The sequence below is a fragment of the Kineococcus rubinsiae genome (assembly GCF_011839805.1).
Taxonomy (GTDB): Bacteria; Actinomycetota; Actinomycetes; order Actinomycetales; family Kineococcaceae; genus Kineococcus; species Kineococcus rubinsiae.
The window spans coordinates 1-4,915 of sequence record NZ_VWPY01000107.1 but is presented as its reverse complement, the minus strand read 5'-3'; the positions used below and the strand labels follow the sequence as shown (position 1 = coordinate 4,915).

Below are 4,915 nucleotides of genomic sequence, written 5' to 3'. Positions count from 1 at the left end.
ATTGTAAGTTCGCCATTTTTGCCTTACGGAAGTGGGATTTTATTAGGGGCAACCTGTTTAATTCAGTTTGCTTTAAGCAAATGGATGGATAGTCGTTATGAACCAAACTTGGGTAAAAATTACTACTGGATGATTTGGTATCCCTTTGTATTTTGGTTAATTACGATTACTGCTACAATCGTCGCCTTCCCAAAAGTACTGCTTCGTGGACAGGAAAAACGTGCACGTTGGATTAGTCCTGATCGTGGTATTCGTTAAGTTGTAAGTCTAATCTTACAGAGTATAGTGAAATGAAAGTAAATAGCTTGATTATTGATTTACGTCGCCAACTCCCATGGCATAAACGCTATTTTTCGACCACAACAACAGCGATGATGTGGGCAGGCTGGTTATTATTATGGCGTCCATTCGTTTTAGTTTGGGTATTGATTGAAATTCAGAAAACCCATCTAGCACAGCGTTTAATGTCAGGATTTAGTAATGGTATTGAACATGGTGTAATCGCATTAATTTTTTGCGCTGTCATACTCATGTTATGGGGTTTATTGCCTTCTAAATCAGTGAGTGAAAGGCAAACTGTTGAAAAGCGAATCTCGGATTTTGCTCGCTATTTTGAACTATCAGAACAAGAAATATCTTCTGGTCGCCAGCAAAAGATCTCAATCGTTCACCACGATGAGAATGGTAAAATCATCCGAGTGGAATAACATTCAATTCTAATAGATTTATTAGATACCTTAGTTTCGACTGAGGTATTTTTTTTTATTTTATAAATTTTAGGCATAAAAAAACCAGCATACGCTGGATTTTTTTACTGCACCAAACTTCAGTAGTTGAAGGATGGTGCCCGAGGCCAGACTCGAACTGGCACGCTTTGTGGGCGGGGGATTTTAAATCCCCTGTGTCTACCGATTTCACCACTCGGGCATGTGCGCAATAATAGTGGAGGCTTTAAATCTTGGCAAGAGTAAAATCAACTATTTGCTTTATTTTCAATCAAAACATGTTTTTAACCTATAAAAAATAATCATGTGCTATGTATTTTTCATAGTTCTTTCACAAAATTGAGATCATTTGTTCATATTAGCTGATTAGGTTTAAGCATTTAAGGTGATAAAAATAAGGTAGTACTTAAATGACTGTAAATATTTCACGACGGGAACTCATTCAAAAAAGTTTATTCGGTTTGGGTGCATTATCACTCACTGTGGGAATGACAGGTTGTAATGATAGTTCAGATCATGAAACTTCTAGTTTAAAGGTGAGTTTTGAACATGGTGTTGCGAGTGGTGATCCGTTGCAAGATCGCGTTATTTTATGGACGCGTTTAACACCAAATGAAACCAGTGCACGTTTACAAGTGACATGGGAGCTTGCATTAGATCAACAGTTTAAACAAATCATTAAAACAGACAAAGTGACTACATCAGCATCACAAGATTTTACGGTGAAAGTGGATGCAACGGGACTTCGGGCTGATACAAGTTATTATTATCGGTTTATTTTTGGAAATAAGATTTCTCCAATAGGTCAGACCAAAACGTTACCCCTAAGCACATCTAAAGTTAGTTTTGCAGTATGTTCATGCTCAAATTATCCAGCGGGATATTTTTATGTATATCGTGAAATTGCAAAGCAAAATGTAGATGTGGTGATTCATTTAGGTGACTATATTTATGAGTATGGTGCTGATGGATATGCCACTGAAGATGCTGCAAAACTTGGTCGTACTTTAGCGGCAGATAACAATAAAGAAATTATTAAATTAGATGATTACCGAAAGCGATATGCACTATATCGAAAAGATCAGGACTTACAAGCTGCACATCAACGCCATCCATTTATCGTGATTTGGGATGACCATGAGTTGACGAATGATACTTGGAAAAATGGTGCTGAAAATCATCAAGAAAATGAAGGTTCGTTCCTTGAGCGTAAGTTGGCTGCCTTACAGGCATATTTCGAATGGATGCCAATTCGTCCTGTAGATGATCAGCATGTAAAGATTTATCGCCAATTCGATTTTGGTAATCTTGTTCAATTGACTATGTTGGACACCCGTATTATTGCTCGAGATCAACAATTAGATTATGCAAATTATTTAACTGCGACAGGCATAGACGTTGCAAAGTTTCAAGCTGATCTTACTAGTCCAACGCGTACTTTGATGGGGTTTGAACAACGTGATTGGGTATTAGGCAAATTACAGCAATCAAATGCAACTTGGAATGTTTTGGGACAGCAAATTTTAATGTCTAAAATGTTTATTCCTGCTGAGTTGTTACTTTCTTTGGCTGAAATAACTTCAGGCAATCCAACAGCTGAAACACTCACAAAAATGAATACGCAAATTACTGAACTGGTAACGCTAAAAGTTCGACTACAAAATAATGATCCAACACTTACTCAACAAGAGAAAGCGCGTGTACTTACGACTGCACCGTATAATTTAGACGCTTGGGATGGTTATTTCACTGAACGCGAGATTTTGTATGGCACATTAGCGCAGTTGAAAAAGAAAATCGTGGTCTTGGCGGGTGATACACACAATGCTTGGTCTTCAAATTTATACAGTAAAGATGGGGCATTCGTTGGAGTAGAGTTAGCTACCAGTTCAGTATCTTCACCAGGATTGGAAAAATACCTCAACATTCCTTTGGCACAATTGCAACAATTTGAATTTGCATTCAAGACTCTAATTGATGAATTGAATTATTGTAATTTGAATCAACGTGGTTATTTGGTGGTTGAATTTGATCAGTTACAGGTACAGTCGAAGTGGATTTTTGTTGATTCTATTAAGCAAGCAAACTATTCCGTTGATGAAAGTCGACAGCACCAACTTAATTTAGATGTCAATTTATTGCCCATTCAGACAGCTCAGCAAGTTGCATAATTTTTAAATCAAAAAAGCCAAGTATCTAAAGCTTGGCTTTTTATAAAACATCAAATTTTAGACATAAAAAAACCAGCTTACGCTGGATTTTTACTGCACCAAACTTCAGTAGTTGAAGGATGGTGCCCGAGGCCAGACTCGAACTGGCACGCTTTGTGGGCGGGGGATTTTAAATCCCCTGTGTCTACCGATTTCACCACTCGGGCTTTACCAATGGAGGCGGAGGTCGGAATCGAACCGGCGTACACGGAGTTGCAGTCCGCTGCATGACCACTCTGCCACCCCGCCATCTCTTGGTGATGCACATATTAGCAATCTTTAAAAAAAAAACAATAGTGTTTGCGGTGAATATGCACATAAAAACAACATCTAAAAGAATATTGGCTAAATTATCATGTATTATTTGCATTATTGATTCATACCCACTTTGGAGATGCGCTGTGGCATTGGTTTTAGACGGTCGTGCATTGGCAACACAAATCGAAGCTGATTTGTTGGTACGTGTAGAAGCATTAAAAGCAAAATCGGGTCGTACCCCAATTTTGGCAACAATTTTAGTTGGTGATGATGGTGCATCTGCAACTTATGTGCGTATGAAAGGAAATGCTTGCCGCCGTGTAGGCATGGATTCTCTAAAGGTTGAACTGCCAAAAGAAACGACAACTGAACAATTACTTGCTGAAATTGAAAAATTAAATGCAAATCCTGATGTGCACGGTATTTTGCTTCAACATCCAGTACCTGAACAAATTGATGAAAGAGCATGTTTCGATGCGATTTCACTCGAAAAAGATGTGGATGGTGTGACTTGTCTTGGTTTTGGTCGTATGTCAATGGGCGAAGCCGCGTATGGTTCAGCAACTCCAGCGGGTATCATGACGATTTTAAAAGAAAACAAGATTGAAATTGCAGGTAAGCATGCCGTTGTTGTTGGTCGTTCAGCAATTTTAGGTAAACCAATGGCAATGATGCTATTACAAGCCAATGCTACCGTGACGATTTGTCATTCACGTACTCAAAACCTTCCTGAGTTAGTGAAGCAAGCCGATATTATTGTGGGTGCAGTAGGTAAGGCTGAATTAATTCAGAAAGATTGGATCAAACAAGGTGCTGTTGTCGTTGATGCTGGTTTCCATCCACGTGATGGCGGTGGTGTGGGTGATATCCAATTAGTGGGTATTGAAGATGTTGCATCAGCTTATACACCAGTCCCAGGTGGTGTAGGACCTATGACGATCACGACTTTGATTCGTCAAACAGTTGAAGCTGCTGAAAAAGCTTTAGGTTAAATATCCACTTTAAGCCCTTCTAAATAGAGGGGCTTTTTTCAAGAATTTAAGAAATATGAGCTGTACATTTCAATTTGCGAAAGCACCTGATCAATTGCTTAAAGCCTTACATGAAGTTATTCCAAACACTGATTTATTGGCACAGCAGTTACCTGAAACCCCAATTTCATTGTGGCTAATTCCTCCTGTATTTCCAACTGATCGTTTAGATGATGAGGTGATTCGTCGTATTTGGAATGAAACTCCTTATTGGATTTTTTGCTGGGCTTCAGAGTTGGCGATGGCGCAATGGCTACTCGCTGAACCACATCATGTAAAAGATAAGGTGGTATTGGATTTTGGTGCAGGCTCAGGTGTGGTTGCAATAGCAGCAAAAATGGCTGGTGCAAAACGTGTTATTTGCTGTGATATTGACCAAGTAAGCTTGGAGTCATGTCGTGAAAATGCATTACTCAATAATGTAGAACTTGAATATTTAGATGATTTATACAAATCTGAACAGGTCGATGTCTTACTTGCCGCTGATGTACTTTATGATCAGTGTAATCGTTTCTTTTTAGATGAGTTTTTGAAGTTCGCACCTGAAGTATGGGTGGCGGATAGTCGTGTGAAAAATTTTAGCCATCCGCAATATTTGAAAATAGATGAAAGAAGTGCAACGACTTGGCCCGATTTAGATGAAGCCAAAGAATTTCGAAATGTAAGTTTTTATCGTACACATCCTCAATAG

The 4,915-nt window shown here is 38.7% G+C and carries 4 protein-coding genes, 3 tRNA genes and 1 pseudogene; 5 read left to right on the top strand and 3 right to left on the bottom strand.

Features of this window, described 5'->3' with window-relative positions; genetic code table 11:
- Both F1544_RS27040 and pgaD read left to right on the top strand, forming a co-directional pair.
- A pseudogene (locus tag F1544_RS27040) lies at positions 1 to 258 on the top strand (poly-beta-1,6 N-acetyl-D-glucosamine synthase); the annotation flags it as partial.
- Positions 259 to 290: 32 nt separating this feature from the next.
- Positions 291 to 707, top strand: a complete 417-nt coding sequence (gene pgaD / locus F1544_RS27035; RefSeq protein WP_004963395.1) for a poly-beta-1,6-N-acetyl-D-glucosamine biosynthesis protein PgaD — start codon at positions 291 to 293, stop codon at positions 705 to 707.
- A 134-nt stretch (positions 708 to 841) separates the two neighbouring features.
- Here pgaD and F1544_RS27030 read toward each other — a convergent pair.
- A tRNA-Leu gene (locus tag F1544_RS27030) sits at positions 842 to 927 on the bottom strand.
- Between the two features lie 208 nt (positions 928 to 1,135).
- On the opposite strand from F1544_RS27030, the gene F1544_RS27025 reads away from it, so the two are divergent.
- A complete protein-coding gene (locus F1544_RS27025; RefSeq protein WP_151805583.1) occupies positions 1,136 to 2,896 on the top strand; it encodes an alkaline phosphatase D family protein in 1,761 nt (586 codons plus the stop codon).
- A gap of 120 nt (positions 2,897 to 3,016) precedes the next feature.
- Here the strand turns inward: F1544_RS27025 and F1544_RS27020 are convergent.
- Together F1544_RS27020 and F1544_RS27015 are read right to left on the bottom strand one after the other, a co-directional pair.
- Positions 3,017 to 3,102, bottom strand: a tRNA-Leu gene (locus tag F1544_RS27020).
- Between the two features lie 8 nt (positions 3,103 to 3,110).
- Positions 3,111 to 3,184 (bottom strand) — tRNA-Cys (locus F1544_RS27015).
- A gap of 152 nt (positions 3,185 to 3,336) precedes the next feature.
- On the opposite strand from F1544_RS27015, the gene folD reads away from it, so the two are divergent.
- Together folD and F1544_RS27005 are read left to right on the top strand one after the other, a co-directional pair.
- Entirely contained in the window at positions 3,337 to 4,185 is an 849-nt protein-coding gene (gene folD / locus F1544_RS27010; protein ID WP_004956122.1) for a bifunctional methylenetetrahydrofolate dehydrogenase/methenyltetrahydrofolate cyclohydrolase FolD, read from the top strand.
- A 55-nt stretch (positions 4,186 to 4,240) separates the two neighbouring features.
- A complete protein-coding gene (locus tag F1544_RS27005) occupies positions 4,241 to 4,915 on the top strand; it encodes a 50S ribosomal protein L11 methyltransferase (RefSeq protein ID WP_167588526.1) in 675 nt (224 codons plus the stop codon).

What these genes read in the sequence shown, in the direction of transcription:
- pgaD (WP_004963395.1), top strand. Translation starts at nt 291, where the DNA reads ATGAAAGTAAATAGCTTGATTATTGATTTACGTCGCCAACTCCCATGG.
- F1544_RS27025 (WP_151805583.1), top strand. Translation starts at nt 1,136, where the DNA reads ATGACTGTAAATATTTCACGACGGGAACTCATTCAAAAAAGTTTATTC.
- F1544_RS27005 (WP_167588526.1), top strand. Translation starts at nt 4,241, where the DNA reads ATGAGCTGTACATTTCAATTTGCGAAAGCACCTGATCAATTGCTTAAA.